The organism is Croceibacterium segetis (genome assembly GCF_011320115.1).
Classification (GTDB): domain Bacteria; phylum Pseudomonadota; class Alphaproteobacteria; order Sphingomonadales; family Sphingomonadaceae; genus Croceibacterium_B; species Croceibacterium_B segetis.
The window spans coordinates 1-15,805 of the sequence record NZ_JAANOZ010000001.1 but is presented as its reverse complement, the minus strand read 5'-3'; the positions used below and the strand labels follow the sequence as shown (position 1 = coordinate 15,805).

The following is a 15,805-nucleotide window of genomic DNA, read 5'->3' as shown; positions in this document are numbered from 1 at the left end:
GGCAGGCGCGCGTCTCTCCCTACCGGTCGCGCCGAACCCTCGTTCGTCCCATTTTCACAATCAAGACAACAGGCGAGCAGTGGTTTCTTTCCGCTCGTCGCCAAGAAAAACGCGCTATGCCGCGTGACGGCGCGAGCCCAGCCAGGCCAGGCCGCCAGCAGTGAGAGCAAGCGCGGCTCCAAGCGCGGCCTGGCCGCGGTGCTTGGTCAGCCACAGTTCGCGGCTCCTGACGTGAGATTCCGCGTCGAAGCGGCCATGCGCGCCGGGATCGCCAGGCACCGGCTCGAACAGGTTATCCATGCGGTCCGCCGGGATCGGCTCGTTCGTCTGCTGGCTGGCGAAGCCGGTCCTGGCAAGATAGCGGTCGACCAGCGGCGAGGCGAGCTTGTCGGCCCACACCGACGCCAGCGCCCACCACCCGAAGGTGACTTCCTTACGCTTCGAGTAAGCGGCGAAGTGGATCGCGTCGGCGGCGACTTCCGGCTGGTAGGGCGGACTCGCCGGGCGCAGCGTCCTGGGCATGGTCGTACGCATCCAGTCGAACTCGGGCGTGTTCACGCCGGGAAGCTGGACCATGCTGACATGCACGTTGGACTTCATGTGCAGCAGTTCGCAGCGCAGCGAATCCTGGAAGCCCTGGATCGCGTGCTTCGAGCCGCAATACGGCGATTGCAGCGGTATGCCGCGATAGGCGAGCGCGCTGCCGACGAGGACGACCGAGCCGCGATCGCGCGGTATCATTCGCTTGAGAGCCGAATGCGTGCCGTGCACCTGGCCAAGGTAGGTGACTTCAGTGACGCGCTTGAACTCCTCCATCGAGATGTCGACGAAGGGCGCCATCATCCCGGCGAAGGCGACGTTGATCCAGATATCGATCGGGCCGAAATGCCCTTCGACAGCGCTTGCGGCCTTGTCGACCGCCTCGGCATCGGCGACGTCGCACTGGCAGATCAGGGCCTCGCCGCCGGCCCCCTCGACCTCCCGTTTGGTGGCCTCGAGGCGGTCCATCCCTCGCGCAATCAATCCGACCCTGGCCTTGTCCTTGGCGAAGCGGCGGGCGACGGCGCGGCCGACACCGGCGGTGGCACCGGTGATGACGACGACGGGCGGATCTGCAAGTTCGTGGGCCATGCCGATTAAATCTCGCCGCGCCGCGCGAGTTCCGAGATTCTGTCGTCCGTCCGACACGCCATTGCTTGAATTGTCAGCGAAGGGTTGGCGCCGCCGACCGTCGGGAACACCTGACCGTCGTAGCTCCACGGGTTGGGGTATCTCAGCTGCGGCAGTCGGCGTTTACGACGTTAGCGGCGGGATCGTCGCCCATCCGCGCGGTGCCGTTGAGGTGGCAGGTGTCGTCCAGCGCTCAGTAGCACCGATCGCCTCGAACGCCTGGTCCGTGAATACGGTCGCATGGGCGATCATCGCCTGCTCGTGGCGGGGGTCATCAGTCCACGGCGAAGACCGAGCTCAGCACCTGCTTTATGCTGCCCTTGATCATGCCGGCTTCGTTCGGATCGCCCTGAACTGCGGCGGTCATGAACGATTTGGCCTGCTTGAAGGTGATGTGCGGCGGCAGCGGCGGCACTTCGGGGTCGGTCTTCACTTCCAGCACGCAAGGGCCCTTCGAGCCTAGCGCGCGGTCCCACGCGGCCCCGAGCTGCTCGGGGTCGTCGACGTAGATGCCCTCGAAGCCGATCATGGCGGCGAACTTGTGATAGGGGACGTCGGGCAGGTTCTGCGTCATTTCGGCCTTGGGATTGCCTTCCATGACCCGCTGCTCCCAGGTCACCTGGTTCAGGTCCTGGTTGTTGAGCACGCAAACGACGAAGGTCTGGTTGGACCACTTGCGGTGGTATTTCGCCGCGGTGATCAGTTCGGCCATGCCGTTCATCTGCATCGCGCCGTCGCCGACCAGCGCGATCACCGGGCGGTCGGGGAAGGCGAACTTGGCGGCAATGGCGTAGGGCACGCCTGCGCCCATCGAGGCGAGCCCGCCCGACAGCGACCCGGTCATACCCTCGCGAAATTGAAGATCGCGGGCATACCAGTTGGCGGCCGAGCCGCTGTCGCTGGTGACGATCACGCGATCGGGCAGGCGTGGAGACAGCTCGGTGAACACCCGCTGCGGGTTGATCGGGTTGGCGGCGACCATCGCGCGATCGTGCAGCGTCTGTTGCCAGTCCTTCTTCCAGCCGGCGATCGTGTCGCGCCAGGTCGTGTCGATCTTCTGCTCGAGCAGCGCGAGCAACGCGTCGATCGTGAGAGCGGCGTCGCCCTGCAGGTTGACCTCGTGCGGGAAGCGGATCGACAGCATTCCGGCGTCGATATCGACCTGAACGCCCCGGGCATGACCCTGCTTGGGCAGGAACTCGGAGTAGGGGAAGCCCGAACCGAGCATCAGGAACGTGTCGCATTCCATCATCAGATCGTAACTCGGCTTCGTCCCGAGCAGGCCGATCGAGCCGGTCACCCACGGCAAGTCATCGGGCAGCACGTCTTTGCCGAGCAGTGCCTTGGCGCAGCCTGCACCGAGCTCGTCGGCGATCGCGATGACCTTGTCGCTGGCGCCCTTGCACCCCGCGCCGACGAGCATCGCCACCTTCTTGCCGCTGTTGAGCACTTCGGCGGCGCGCTTGAGGTCCTCGTCCTTGGGGACGACTTTCGGCTGCGACCAACCGACGCCCGAGAACACGGCACCGTGCTTACGCGGCGGCTCGGCATAGTCCATTTCCTGCAGGTCGTTGGGGAATACCAGCGCGGTCACCCGCCGCTCGGCCTTGGCGATGCGCACCGCGCGGTCGATCAGGTGGCGCACTTGCGCGGGGACCATCGCGATGCCGGTGAAGGCGCCGGCGACGTCCTTGAACGCCGAGTTGAGGTCAATCTCCTGCTGGTAGTGCGCCCCGATCGCCGTGCGGGCCTGCTGGCCGACAATCGCCAGCACCGGCATGTGATCGAGCGCAGCGTCGTACAAGCCGGTCAGAAGGTGGGTCGCACCGGGTCCGGAGGTGGCCAGGCACACGCCCAGCTCGCCGGTGAACTTGGCATGGGCGCTGGCCATGAACGCGGCCATCTCCTCGTGCCGCACCTGGACGAACTCGAACAGCTCCTTCTTGGCGTCGAGCGCGCCGACCAGGCCGTTGATACCGTCGCCCGGATAACCGAAAATCCGGCGTACACCCCATTCGTGCAGCCGATCCCATACAAACTCGGAAACGCTCTGCGCCATGGCTCACTCCTCGGAAAGAAATCTGCCGCCTTCGTGTGCCCCAGTTGGAAACGGAGCGTGGCCCGTCGCGTTCCGATGTAAAACAGAACAAGGAGTTAGACCGTGACGGACGCGATCGGACGCAAGCGCTGGGTAATCCCGGAGGGCTTCATTCCGCCCCAGAGCATGATCAACGCCAACCGAGCGCTGCTAAGCCACGAAGCAGCCTGCCTGCTCAACGCCGGCGACAAGGAGGCGCACGTGCGGATCACCTTGTTCTTCACCGATCGCGAGCCGGTCGGCCCATACAAGATCACGCTCGGCGCACGGCGCACGCTTCACCTGCGCTTCAACGAGCTGAGCGATCCTGAACCCATCCCTCCGGGCGAGGACTATGCCAGCGTCATCGAGAGCGACCAGCCGATCGTCGTTCAGCACACCCGGCTCGACAGCCGAGCGGCAGAGATCGCGCTGCTTTCTACGATGGCCTGGCCGGCGGATTAGAGCGGCAGGTCATCGGTTCGCACCAGCAAGTCGCGCGTTAACGCCTTGAGGCGGGGAATACCGTATTGGCCGAGCTCGTTGAGCATCTCTTCCTTGAGCGTCTCGATCGCGCGGTGGACCCCGTCCGCCCCGTAGGCGCACAGACCGTAGAGCGTCGCGCGCCCGGTCAGGACCACGTCTGCCCCGAGCGCTTTGGCCTTGAGAATATCGGTGCCGCGGCGAATGCCACCCGTCAGGTACAGCGCCTTGCGGTCACCGACGATCTCCCGCGCGCGCGGCAGGATGTCGAGTGGCGCCACCGCCCAGTCGGACTGCCGCCCGCCGTGGCTCCCGAGGATGATCCCGTCGATGTCGCTGTCGAGCGCGCGCTCGACATCCTTCAGGTTCAGCATGCCTTTGACGAAGAACGGCTTTTTCCACCTGTCGCGGATTTTCGCGACCGTCTTCCAGTCGAGATTGCGCCACATCTGCCCGCGAATCCAGAAGGCGCTATCGAAGAATCCGCGATGCTCCTTCGGGACAAACTCGATCACGTTGGCGAATTCGGGCATGCCTCGGTTCAGCGTGGTCGCCAGCCAGCGTGGATGAAGCGCAGCATCGAAGACCGTGCTCCACGACGGCCGCTGGCCTTCGACGCGCGTACGGCTGTCCCACTCGCGCTGTCCGAAGATCTGCGAATTGGTAGTCAGCACCAGCGCCTCGCAGCCGCAGGCATCGGCACGGTCGACCAGCTCCTGCCAGATCTCCTCGCCGCCGAACACGTATAGTTGCCACCAGTGGCGAAGTCCCGGCACCCTCGCCACGTCCTCCATCCGCTCGTTCGACATTGTGCTCTGAATGAACGGCACGCCCGAGCGCGAGGCGCCCTGCGCCAGCGCGGTATCGGCACCGCGCATGAACACGCCGTTGAGCCCCGTCGGAGCCACCGCCAGCGGCAGCGGCGCGTCCTTGCCGATGATCGAAGTTGTAAGGTCGCGGTGCGCCTCATCGACCAGAGTATGCGGCATCACTCGCCATTCGGCGAAACACTCGCGCTCCCGCGCCAAGGTCGCCTCCTCGCCCGCTCCGCCTTCCAGATACTCCAGCACGAAGCGCGGCATCAGCTTGTGCGTCCGCGCTCGCAGGTCGTTGATCGCCTCCACCCGAGCAATGTCGCCGCCGGCGTAGAAGCGTCGCCGCGGACTGCCATCGAGTTGCGCGACGGAATCGTGTTGCTCAAGCGGCAAGGCCCAGTCCTTTCGCCGTATCGCCATCAAACGGGCGCGGCGGGGCGGACGTTCCTCAGGTGCAGGCGAGCAAGCGCCTGAGCTCGCCGAATTCGATCGGTTTGTGGATCACCGACACCCGCGGGTCGCAGCGCTGCACGCGTTCCTGCGGGTTGCCGGTCATTATCGCCCCGCGGATGTCGGGCCAGCGTTCCCCGATCGCGCCCAGCAGGTTGAAGCCATCCATCCCCGGCATCGACAAGTCGGTCAGCACGAAGTCCGGCCGGTAGCCGTTGCTTTCGAGCAGACGCAGCGCGTCGGTTGCATCTTCGGCGACGGCAACCTCGAGGCCGAGGTCGCGCAGGTGCTCGGACAGAATCAGCCGCACGCTGGCATCGTCGTCCACCAGCAGCACCGACCCGACCAGCCGCTCGGGCCCGTCCTCCGGCCGCGCAGCCGCGACGGTTGCGCTTTCGAGTCGGGTGGCCGGCAGGACCATGTCGATCTGCGTGCCCTTGCCGACTTCGCTCGCGATATCGAACGCACCGCCCGACTGTTCGACGAACCCGGCCACCATCGACAGCCCGAGGCCGGTGCCCTTGCCGGCCTCCTTGGTGGTGAAGAACGGTTCGGTCACCCGTTCGACCAGCTCTGCCGGGATGCCGTCGCCCTCGTCGGACACGCGAATTCGCAGCCACTCGTTCGCGCCGCCGCGACCGTCCGGCGCTGCCACGGGTTCGATGGCGACCGATATCGTGCCGCCGTCGGGCATCGCGTCACGCGCGTTGATCAGCAGGTTGACTAGTGCCAGTTCGAGCTGCGCCTCGTCGGCGTAAAGCCGCAGGCGCTTGTCGGCGAGCCGCCAATCGACCTTCACGTGGTCGCCGAGCGCGTGGTCGACCAGTCCGGCAACCGAATCGCGCAAGGCCCGCGGCTCGATGCTGCTCGGCGACAGCTCCTGCTTGCGAGCGAAGGCCATCAGACGGCGGACCAACTCGGCACCCTTTTCGGCGGCGCTGCGCATCTGGTCGAAAATCTGCCTTTCGCGCCCGCGGAGTTCGACGCGCCCCTCGATCAGGCGCAGGCCGCCGAGGACCGCGGCGAGCAGGTTGTTGAAATCGTGCGCCACACCGCCGGTCAGCTGCCCTAGTGCTTCGGCCTTGCGCGATTGCACGAGCTGCTGCTCGAGCTCGCGCTGCGCGGTGACGTCGATCAGCGTTCCAACCCAGATATTCTCGCTCTCGGACGACCGGACGCACTGGTCGATGACGTGGATCGCGCTGCCGTCGCGGCGGGTCCAGCGGTAGTTCGCCGTGACCGACTGGTTGGCGCTGCCGGCAATCCGTCGCTCGAGATCGGCAACGTCGGCTTCGGCGATCCTGTCGCACCAGCGCAAGGCGCCCGATCCGAGAGCCTCGGTGTCGTCGCCGGCAATCTTGGCAATGTCGCCGCCGATGAAGCGGCGATTCAAGCGCCCTTCGTCGTCCAGCCAAGCCTCGTACATCGCCAGCGGCAGCGCTTCGAGGATCGCCGCCTGGCGCAGTTGCGCCTGCTGCAGCTCGCGCTCATAAACCAGTCGCTCGCCTTCCGCCCGAAGGCGCGCCTCGCGCAGTTCCTGTTCCGCCTTGGCCTGGCCCGCGACTTGCTGGCGCAGCTCGAACAAGTCGACGAACACCGCGACCTTGGACTTGAGCACCACCGGATCGACCGGCTTGAAGACATAGTCGACCGCCCCCATCGCGTAGCCGCGCATCAGGTGCTCGGTTTCCTTGTTCACCGCCGATAGGAAGATGATCGGGATTCGCGCTGTCTGGGCGCGCTTGCGGATCAGTGAGGCGGTTTCATAGCCGTCCATTTCCGGCATGAACACATCGAGCAGGATCACCGCGAACTCGTCCTTGAGCAACTCGCGGAGAGCGATACGACCCGAGGTCGCGGTTACGACGCTGGCGATCGGCTCGAGCACCTCCGACAATGCCAGCAAGTTGCGCTCGTCATCGTCGACCAACAGCACGCGCGGGCGGCGCTCCGCCTCCGGCGCAAGCTCCGGCCCAGGTTCAGGCGCCGTGATCGCTTCGGCTCGGACCATCAGGCTGCGTTCTCGACAAGGACTGGCGCCAGCCCGTTCGCACCGGCTTGCGCGCGGCCGATCCACACGCGGAGCAAGGCGAGCAACAAATCGATATCAACCGGTTTGGCGATATAGTCCGAGGCGCCCGCATTGAGGCACTTCTGACGGTCGCCCTTCATCGCCTTGGCGGTGACCGATATCAGCGGGATGTGCGCCAGCCGGGGGTTGGCGCGGATCCGCCGCATCGTTTCGTAGCCGTCCATTTCCGGCATCATGATGTCGATCAACGCGACGTCGATGCTGAGGTCCTGCTCGAGCAGGGCGATGCCCTCCGCGCCCCGTTCGGCATGGAGCACTTCGGCACCGTGCGTCTCGAGGACGCTGGCCAGCGAGTAGATGTTGCGGATGTCGTCGTCGACGATCAGCAGTCGCTTGCCGGCCAGCTCGGGCGGCCCGGCCGCGGCGCGGTCGCTGCCCTTGCGGCGCGAGGCCTTGCGCGCCTTGCGTGGCCCTTGCTGCGCGAAGCGCTCGCCCATCGCCGTGAACAGGTCGATCAGCTCGCCTCGTTCGGCCGGTTTCTCGATCACGCGTTCGGCCCCGAGCGTGAGCGCATGCGCAGCCTGCTCGGCACCTGAAATGACATGAACGGGGATGTCGCTGCTTTCCGGATCGTGGCGCAGGAGATCGAGCAACACGAAGCCGTCGATGTCGCTCAGGCCGAGGTCGAGCGTTATGGCGCTCGGCCTGAGTTTGCGGACCATCGACAAGGTGCCCGCGCCGGCGGACGAGATCACGCCCTTGATGCCGGCGTCGCGGGCGATGTCGAGCAGCACGCTGGCGAAGCTCGGGTCGTCCTCCACGATCAGCACGAACGGATGACCGTCGAGATCGTCGCGATCGTCGGTGATCGCCGGGCTTAACGGACCGGCCTCGCCGCCGAGGGCGCCGGCGCCCGGCAGCGCCAGCGCCGGCGCGACGCCGGGCGATTTCAAGGGAACATAGAGCGTGAAGGTCGAGCCTTTGCCGACAGTCGAGCGGACCTGGATCTCGCCGCCGAGCAGGCCGGCGATCTCGCGGCTGATCGACAGGCCGAGCCCGGTGCCGCCGTACTTGCGGCTGGTCGTACCGTCGGCTTGCTGGAACGCCTCGAAGATCAGCCGCTGCTTGTCTTCGGGGATGCCGATGCCGGTATCGCTGACGGCGATCTCGATCGCGGCCTCGACATCGCCGAGGATCGGGTGCGCCGGGCTCCAGCCCTGACTCGCCTTCCTCACCGCCAGCGTCACCCCGCCGTGCGCGGTGAACTTGAACGCGTTCGACAGCAGGTTGAGCACGATCTGCTGCAGGCGCTTCTCGTCGGTGCGGATGGCCGGCGGCAGGTCGGGCGCGAACTCGACGTGGAACTCGAGCTGCTTTTCCGAAGCGAGCTGGCGGAACGTGCGCTCCATGTGCTGGCGCAAGCTAGCCAACGACATCTCGCCGATCTCGATCGCGACCGTGCCGGATTCGATCTTCGACAGGTCAAGGATGTCGTTGATCAGGTTGAGAAGGTCGGTGCCCGCGCCATGGATCGTGCGGGCGAACTCCGTCTGCTTCTCGTTGAGGTTGCCCTGCTGGTTGTCGGCCAGCATTTTCGAAAGGATCAGCAGCGAGTTGAGCGGCGTGCGCAGTTCGTGGCTCATGTTGGCAAGGAATTCGGACTTGTACTTCGAGGTCAGCGCCAGCTGCTCGGCCTTCTCCTCGACCGCGCGGCGCGCCATCTCGATCTCGAAGTTCTTTGCCTCCACCTGGCGCTTTTCGTTCTCGAGCAGCTGGGCTTTTTCCTGCAGCTCCTCGTTGGTCGCGTGCAGCTCTTCCTGCTTGCGGGTGAGCTCGGTCTGGCGGCTCTGCAGCTCTTGCGTCAGCAGCTGCGATTCCTTGAGTAACTCCTCGGTGCGCATCGTCGCCGCGATCGTGTTGAGCACAATGCCCACGGTTTCCATCAGCTGGGTGAGGAAGGTGTGGTGGGTCTCGTTGAATTCCTCGAACGAGGCCAGCTCGATCACGGCCTTGACCTCGTCCTCGAACAACGCGGGAAGGATGTTGATGTTGGCCGGTGTCGCGGCGCCGAGGCCCGAGCCGATTCGAATGAAGTCTCCAGGCACCTTCTTAAGCCGCATCGGCCGCTTGTCGGCCGCGGCCTGGCCGATCAGCCCTTCGCGCAGCTCGAAACGGTTCTTGAGTTCCTTCTTCTTCTCCGCCCCATAGGTAGCGACGAGATCGAGCGACTTGCTGCCCGCGGGCTCGTCGTTGGCGACGTAGAACACTCCGTATTGCGCGTTCACCAGCGGCGCGAGTTCGCTCATGATCAGGTTGGAGATCGTCGTCAGGTCGCGCTCGCCCTGGAGCATGCGGCTGAAGCGCGCGAGATTGGTCTTGAGCCAGTCCTGTTCGGCATTCTTGAGCGTCTGATCCTTCAGGTTGCGGATCATCTCGTTGATGTTGTCCTTCAGCGCCGCCATCTCGCCCGAGGCTTCGACCGAGATCGAGCGGGTGAGGTCGCCCTTGGTCACCGCCGTTGCCACGTCGGCGATCGAACGGACCTGGTTGGTCAGGTTCGCCGCCAGTTGGTTCACGTTGTCGGTCAGGTCGCGCCACAGGCCCGCGGCGCCGGGCACGCGCGCCTGGCCGCCGAGCCGGCCTTCCACGCCCACTTCGCGGGCCATGTTGGTCACCTGATCGCCGAAGGTGGAAAGCGTCTCGATCATGCCGTTAATCGTCTCGGCCAGCGCGGCGATCTCGCCCTTGGCGTCGAAGGTCAGCTTGCGCTTGAGGTTGCCCTGCGCGACCGCGGTGACGACGTCGGCGATGCCGCGCACCTGGTTGGTGAGGTTGGTCGCCATCAGGTTGACGTTGTCGGTCAGATCCTTCCAGGTGCCGCCGACGCCGGGCACTTGCGCCTGGCCGCCGAGCTTGCCCTCGGTGCCGACTTCGCGCGCCACGCGGGTCACTTCCGAAGCGAAGCCGTTGAGCTGGTCGACCATCGTGTTGATGGTGTTCTTGAGCTCGAGAATCTCGCCCTTCACATCGACGGTGATCTTTTTGGAAAGGTCGCCGCGAGCCACGGCGGTGGTCACTTCGGCGATGTTGCGGACCTGGCCGGTCAAGTTGTCGGCCATCAGGTTGACGTTGTCGGTCAGGTCGGCCCAGGTGCCGGCGACGCCGCGCACTTGCGCCTGGCCGCCCAGCTTGCCCTCGGTGCCGACCTCGCGGGCCACGCGCGTCACTTCCGAAGCGAACGAGTTGAGCTGGTCGACCATCGTGTTGATGGTGTTCTTGAGCTCGAGAATCTCGCCTTTCACGTCGACCGTGATCTTCTTGGACAAGTCACCCAGCGCCACGGCCGTGGTCACCTCGGCGATATTGCGCACCTGCCCGGTGAGGTTCGCGGCCATCGCGTTGACGTTGTCGGTCAGGTCCTTCCACGTGCCGCCGACGCCTTCGACCTGCGCCTGCCCGCCGAGGCGCCCTTCGGTGCCGACTTCGCGCGCAACGCGCGTCACTTCGGAAGCGAACGAGTTGAGCTGGTCGACCATCGTGTTGATCGTGTTCTTCAGCTCGAGGATCTCACCCTTCACGTCGACGGTGATCTTCTTGGAGAGGTCGCCCAGCGCCACCGCGGTGGTCACTTCGGCGATGTTGCGCACCTGCCCGGTCAGGTTGCCGGCCATCGCGTTGACGTTGTCGGTGAGGTCTTTCCAGGTGCCGCCGACGCCTTCGACCTGCGCCTGGCCGCCCAACTTGCCTTCGGTGCCGACCTCGCGGGCCACGCGCGTCACCTCCGAGGCGAAAGAGTTGAGCTGGTCGACCATGACATTGATGGTGTTCTTCAGCTCGAGGATTTCGCCGCGCACTTCCACGGTGATCTTCTTTGAGAGGTCACCGCGCGCCACGGCGGTGGTGACCTCGGCGATGTTGCGCACCTGCCCGGTCAGGTTCGCCGCCATCGAGTTCACATTCTCGGTCAGGTCGGCCCAGGTTCCGGCGACGCCGGGCACTTGCGCCTGGCCGCCCAGCTTGCCCTCGGTGCCGACTTCGCGCGCCACGCGGGTCACTTCGGAAGCGAAACCGTTGAGCTGGTCGACCATCGTGTTGATGGTGTTCTTGAGCTCGAGAATCTCGCCCTTCACGTCCACCGTGATCTTCTTCGACAAGTCGCCCGAGGCGACCGCGGTGGTCACTTCGGCGATGTTGCGCACCTGACCGGTGAGGTTCGCCGCCATCGAGTTGACGTTGTCGGTCAGGTCCTTCCACGTGCCGCCGACGCCGGGCACTTGCGCCTGTCCGCCCAGCTTGCCTTCGGTACCCACCTCGCGAGCGACCCGGGTCACCTCGCTGGCGAAGCCGTTGAGCTGGTCGACCATCGTGTTGATCGTGTTCTTCAGCTCGAGAATTTCACCCTGCACGTCGACGGTGATCTTCTTGGACAGGTCGCCCGAGGCGACCGCCGTTGTAACCTCGGCGATGTTGCGCACCTGCCCGGTCAGGTTCGCGGCCATCGAGTTGACGTTCTCGGTCAGGTCCGCCCAGGTGCCGGCGACCCCGGGCACTTGCGCCTGGCCGCCAAGCTTGCCTTCGGTGCCGACCTCACGCGCCACGCGGGTCACTTCCGAGGCGAAAGAGTTGAGCTGGTCGACCATCGTGTTGATGGTGTTCTTGAGTTCGAGGATTTCGCCCTTCACGTCGACCGTGATCTTCTTCGACAAGTCGCCTGAGGCCACGGCCGTCGTCACTTCGGCAATATTGCGCACCTGACCGGTGAGGTTGGCCGCCATCAGGTTGACGTTGTCGGTCAGATCCTTCCAGGTTCCAGCCACACCGCGCACGCGCGCCTGCCCGCCGAGCTTGCCTTCGGTACCAACTTCGCGAGCAACGCGCGTCACTTCCGAGGTGAAGTTGGCCAGCTGGTCGACCATCGTGTTGACAACCTTGCCGATGCGCAGGAACTCGCCCTTGAGCGGGCGCCCGTCGATCTCGAGCGCCATCGTCTGCGACAGGTCGCCCTTGGCAACGCCGCCGATCACGCGGGCGACCTCGATCGTCGGCTGGACCATGTCGTCGATCAGTTCGTTGATCGCGCGCAGCTTGGCTTCCCAGCCGCCCGTGGCGCCGTGGACCTTCGCGCGATGGCCGATCTTGCCTTCCTTGCCGACGACCCGCGAAACGCGCTCCATCTCGTTGGCCATCTGCTGGTTGATGCTGACCACCTCGTTGAACAAGGTAGCGATTTCAACGTCGGCATCGCTGCCTTCCTCGGGCATCCGCACCGAGAAGTCGCCGCGCCGCAACCGGCGCAGGGCGAGGACAAGTTCACGTCTGCTGCGCGAGAATTCCGCTTGCGATATCTGGCTGTTCACACTTCCCTCCCCGTACGCGCGGGTGTGCGTCCCCACGGCCCCTCACATCACAAATGCCAAGGTCCCTTCAAGTTCCCGGCACCGCTCAACAAAATTAACTTTTTGGCCCAAATGCGGTTGCCAGCGCGCCGAGAATGAGTAGGACCAGCGGGCCAGGTATCAGGGACCCGGCAAGAAACCCCCAGCGCGAGCGGATGGCTGACCAGAAACAACTTGAATCCTTTATCGGAAACAGCTTCCGGTCCGTCTGGGCGCTCGAAGTCCTGCAATACCTTGCCATCAATCCTGCGGCGAAGTTCAGCCCCGATGAGCTCATCACCGCACTCAGGATAAGCGACGCCGTGGTCTCGCAAAGCGTCGAAAACCTCTCGGCCGCAGGACTGGCAGTAGTCGACGGCAAGGGGCGGGTCGCATTGCACGAAGGCAACGGCGAACAGCAGCGACTCGTTCGGCAGGCGATCGACCTCTACCAGAAGAGCCCCGACAAGGTGCGCCGGCTAATCGTCGCGCAAGCGAGTCCCGGGGTCACCGCGTTCGCCGACGCGTTCAAGTTGCGGAAGGATTGAGGATGGGCACCTTGTTCCCGACGCTGGTCTACCTCCTGTGTTTCGCAACCAGCGCAGCTTGCGCTTTCCTGCTGGCGCGCAGCTTCTTCAGGGCGCGGTCGCGAATGCTCTTCTGGAGCGCATGGTGCTTCGCCCTGCTGGCGCTGGTGAACCTGCTCGTGATCTTCGATATCCTGATCTATCCGGACGTCGATCTCCGGCCCGTCCGCCTGTGGCTCACATTGCTCGCGGTTGCCGTGCTGTTGTTCGGTTTCATCTGGGACGAGGATTCCTGAGCGATGATCAACGATTTCCTCGCCGGTGCGATCGTCATGGGCTTTGCCGTCGCGGCGCTGATGTTTCTGAAATTCTGGAGGCGCACCCGCGAAGGGCTGTTCCTCGCGTTCTCGGGCAGCTTTCTGCTGCTCGGCATTACCCAGGGCCTGCTGACCCTGGGCAACTTCTACGACGAAGAGCGCAGCTGGCTTTACCTGCTGCGCCTCGCTGCATTCCTGCTGATCCTGTTTGCGATGTGGTGGCAAAACCGCCGGCGCAGCAGGCGATAGTCCGGACGCTCACGGACGGAGAGGGTTTGGGACTGACCGAAGCGCCGCCGAGGCAAAATTCGGCCTACGCAGTGCATCTGAAACTGGCGGCGCTCTTTGGATCACCACCGGAGTAGCGAGCCACCTTCGGATAAGGGCACAGCGGCCGCGACAAGCCGGGCATCGTCTTGCTTGTCGCCACGATCCGGTCGGGTGCAGTGCCCTTCTCGACCCAGTCGACGATCGCGTCGAGCATCTCGAACTGGTCGGTCGCCTCCCCGCCGCCGCAGTGAAGCATACCTGGCACGGTGAACAACCGCACCGCGTCGGCTCCCGGCTGGCCGGTCGCGGCGAGCATCTTGTTGTACCAGTCGACAATCATCGCCGTCGCCATGCCCTGGTCGGCCATGCCGTTGTAGAGGATCATCTTGCCTGAAAGCGCAAACGTCGAAAGTAGTGGGCTGTCGGCATCGCCGATGCCGCCGGTGTAGCGGATTCGATCCAGCATCTCGTCGTTGTCGAACGGCATGAGCGGATCGAAGTTCGGGTCGGGCGGGGTCAGTTGGTAATAGCGGAATTGCCCCAGGCCGAGCGTCGCATCGGCCGAATTGGCCTGGCCGGTTTCCGACGTCCCCAGCCGCATGCCCCGCCATGCCGAGGACGCGATCCCGGTGTCGTAAGTGAACGGCCCGTAGATATGGCCGCCGCCAGCGGTGCGCGGACCTTCGAAAAGTTCGCGCAACACTCCGACCTGGCCGGACGTGAGGCATTGATCGGTCTTGCCCGCCTTGCAGGTCAGTTCGGCCGGATCGAAATCGCAGTGCTGCCAGTCATTGATCATCCCGTCGGCGAGATTGTCGAGCGCGTCGCAACGCCTAAGGGCAGCTTGGCGAACCAACTTCAAATCACCGTCCGAGAAAGCCTTGGAATAGATCGGCCGGCCATCCGCATCGCGCGGGGCGATCCGGGCAACGACGTGCATGTTCCACACTTCACCGAGGGCGATGCGCGAAAAACGCATCGCCGGATCCCCGGCGACAATCCCGTCGAACTGCAGCGGCAAGCGCTGCGAGGCCATCAGCGCCTGCCGCCCGCCATTCGAGCAACCGAGAAAATAGGATTTCTTCGGCGGCGAGCCGTAGAATTCGCCGATGATTCGCTTTGCCTCGGCGGTCACTTTGTCGAGTGCATTATAGGCGTAGTCCGTCCGCGCCTGCTGGTCCAAACCAAAGGTCGCATCGACCAGCGAGCCGCTGTGGCCGCTGTCGGTGGAAACGACGGCGAAACCGCGCGCCAGCGCAGGTTCGCCGGTGGAATTCGCAACGTTCCCGACAGCCGGCATCGCTTGCCCGTCGAGCCCGCCACCGCCCTGGAACAGGAAGCGGCCGTTCCACGCAACAGGCAAACGCAGTTCGAATCCCGTTCCAAACGGGCGCCCGCCGAAGCCAGTGCGCGGATCGATCACGCCGCGCACCTTGCAGTGCACCGGCAAGAGAGGGCCCGCGTCGGCGGCGCCCGGCCGCCCGGGCAGACGGCCCGCCGGGACCAGTTCCGCGCTCTGGATAACCACTCCGCCGCGCCCCTGCTTGAGCAATGCCGAGCACCGCGGGGCCGGAGCGACCTTGATCGAACTTTGCTGGGCGGCCGTCTCCGCTGGAGCCGCGACCATGCCGGCCAGGATGATCGCAACCGAGGCACGCCGGAGCCAATTCCGACGCCTCGAAGCTGCAGCTCCGGACGTGATGCCTTCATGCATGCGTCAATTCCTCCCCCGATGCACACTTATTTCCCGGAGCTACCGCGATGGCAACCCGTTCATGGCCGAAGCGTGCCTTCGATGATCTTCGACGATGAGCGTCATCCGGAAACGGCGCCCGATCGGGTGGAGCTTGCCTCAATGCTCCGAGCTATCGGCCCCGCGGCCCCCGCCGGCATCCCTGATCCTCTTTCAAAAACAGGCCGAGGTGCGGGTGCAGAATCGGTACAATCAATTACAACTTGTCCCGCGATCGGCGTGCAAGCAGCTTGGCAAATCGGCCTCTTCGTTGCACAAGTCAAAAAGGCTAAAATGCGGGACTCACAATCCCGGGTGAGGGGATCAACGTCATGCGCGCGCAATCTCGGCTGCTTGTTTCCTGGCTTCTTCCTGCTGCCCTTTTCCTCGGCACAGGGTTCGAAGCCGGCGCTCAGGAAACGCACGCCCACATGGACATGCCCGCGCAGGCAGCGCTTTCCGCGGCCCATCCGTCGCGCTGGTCCGATCCGGCGTCGTGGCCCGACGGTAAAGTGCCGGGCGAAGGCGACGCGGTCACGATTGGGCGGGACAGGGCG

Annotated in this window: 12 protein-coding genes; 5 read left to right on the top strand and 7 right to left on the bottom strand. The window is 64.9% G+C overall.

All coding sequences use genetic code 11. From position 1 onward, the window contains the following. Positions 1 to 114 precede the first annotated feature (114 nt). From G7B69_RS00050 to G7B69_RS00045, 3 genes are all read right to left on the bottom strand, one after another. A complete protein-coding gene (locus tag G7B69_RS00050) occupies positions 115 to 1,131 on the bottom strand; it encodes an SDR family oxidoreductase (RefSeq protein ID WP_166174789.1) in 1,017 nt (338 codons plus the stop codon). 142 nt (positions 1,132 to 1,273) lie between these two features. Continuing rightward, on the bottom strand, positions 1,274 to 1,324 hold the full coding sequence (locus tag G7B69_RS16985; RefSeq protein WP_341479161.1) for a hypothetical protein: 51 nt from the start codon (positions 1,322 to 1,324) through the stop codon (positions 1,274 to 1,276). Positions 1,325 to 1,444: 120 nt separating this feature from the next. Further along, the gene (locus tag G7B69_RS00045) at positions 1,445 to 3,229 is read right to left on the bottom strand and encodes a thiamine pyrophosphate-requiring protein (RefSeq protein WP_166174787.1); all 1,785 of its coding nucleotides are present in this window, start codon (positions 3,227 to 3,229) and stop codon (positions 1,445 to 1,447) included. Positions 3,230 to 3,331: 102 nt separating this feature from the next. Here G7B69_RS00045 and G7B69_RS00040 point away from each other — a divergent pair, with 102 nt between their 5' ends. Beyond that, the gene (locus tag G7B69_RS00040) at positions 3,332 to 3,712 is read left to right on the top strand and encodes a sensory rhodopsin transducer (protein WP_166174785.1); all 381 of its coding nucleotides are present in this window, start codon (positions 3,332 to 3,334) and stop codon (positions 3,710 to 3,712) included. Here G7B69_RS00040 and G7B69_RS00035 read toward each other — a convergent pair. From G7B69_RS00035 to G7B69_RS00025, 3 genes are read right to left on the bottom strand one after another with little or no spacing between them, the layout of a single operon-like run. Further along, entirely contained in the window at positions 3,709 to 4,965 is a 1,257-nt protein-coding gene (locus tag G7B69_RS00035) for an alpha-hydroxy acid oxidase (protein ID WP_166174783.1), read from the bottom strand. The two genes, G7B69_RS00040 and G7B69_RS00035, sit on opposite strands and share 4 nt — an antisense overlap. Positions 4,966 to 4,993: 28 nt before the next feature. Further along, positions 4,994 to 7,006, bottom strand: coding sequence for a response regulator (locus G7B69_RS00030; protein ID WP_166174781.1), 2,013 nt, complete (start codon positions 7,004 to 7,006; stop codon positions 4,994 to 4,996). Beyond that, positions 7,006 to 12,384: a HAMP domain-containing protein gene (locus G7B69_RS00025; protein ID WP_207785912.1), complete on the bottom strand. Its 5,379-nt coding sequence runs from the start codon at positions 12,382 to 12,384 to the stop codon at positions 7,006 to 7,008. Before G7B69_RS00025 ends, G7B69_RS00030 begins: the two co-directional genes overlap by 1 nt. Before the next feature lie 194 nt (positions 12,385 to 12,578). Between G7B69_RS00025 and G7B69_RS00020 the strand changes: the two genes are divergently transcribed. Genes G7B69_RS00020 through G7B69_RS00010 form a run of 3 tightly spaced genes read left to right on the top strand, consistent with a single transcriptional unit; the run spans position 12,579 to position 13,495 of the window. After that, the gene (locus tag G7B69_RS00020) at positions 12,579 to 12,950 is read left to right on the top strand and encodes a hypothetical protein (RefSeq protein ID WP_166174779.1); all 372 of its coding nucleotides are present in this window, start codon (positions 12,579 to 12,581) and stop codon (positions 12,948 to 12,950) included. A gap of 2 nt (positions 12,951 to 12,952) precedes the next feature. After that, on the top strand, positions 12,953 to 13,225 hold the full coding sequence (locus G7B69_RS00015) for a DUF5985 family protein (RefSeq protein WP_166174776.1): 273 nt from the start codon (positions 12,953 to 12,955) through the stop codon (positions 13,223 to 13,225). Between the two features lie 3 nt (positions 13,226 to 13,228). Then, on the top strand, positions 13,229 to 13,495 hold the full coding sequence (locus tag G7B69_RS00010; RefSeq protein ID WP_166174773.1) for a DUF5985 family protein: 267 nt from the start codon (positions 13,229 to 13,231) through the stop codon (positions 13,493 to 13,495). Positions 13,496 to 13,559: 64 nt separating this feature from the next. Here the strand turns inward: G7B69_RS00010 and G7B69_RS00005 are convergent, their stop codons facing one another. Further along, positions 13,560 to 15,143, bottom strand: a complete 1,584-nt coding sequence (locus G7B69_RS00005) for a tannase/feruloyl esterase family alpha/beta hydrolase (protein WP_166174770.1) — start codon at positions 15,141 to 15,143, stop codon at positions 13,560 to 13,562. 437 nt (positions 15,144 to 15,580) lie between these two features. Between G7B69_RS00005 and G7B69_RS16665 the strand changes: the two genes are divergently transcribed. After that, a partial coding sequence (locus G7B69_RS16665) for a hypothetical protein (RefSeq protein WP_207785911.1) occupies positions 15,581 to 15,805 on the top strand: 225 nt, incomplete at its 3' end.